Below are 277 nucleotides of genomic sequence, written 5' to 3' on the forward strand. Positions count from 1 at the left end.
CAGGCGTGGTAATCGTGGTGCCGCTGCCGACTGGTGCATCGTTGACCGGATCAATGACGATATTGACCACATAGGTATTGCTGCCGCCCTTGCCATCGCTGATGGTGTAGCTGAAGCTGTCGTTGCCATTGTAGTCGGCTTTTGGCGCATAGCTGTAGCTGCCATCCGGATTGACGGTAACCGTGCCATGCGACGGATCGCTGGCCTTGGTGTAGGTAACGGTGTCGCCATCCACATCACTCGCGGGTGGCAGATTGCCGGTCTTGACCGTGTCTTC

General features: G+C 57.4%; 1 protein-coding gene. It reads right to left on the reverse strand.

Annotated features, from left to right (window positions below):
- The coding region (locus GCM43_RS25595; RefSeq protein ID WP_193315753.1) for a cadherin-like domain-containing protein at positions 1–277 on the reverse strand (277 nt) is incomplete at both ends.

The sequence above is a fragment of the Janthinobacterium aquaticum genome, assembly GCF_009208565.1.
Taxonomy (GTDB): domain Bacteria; phylum Pseudomonadota; class Gammaproteobacteria; order Burkholderiales; family Burkholderiaceae_D; genus Janthinobacterium.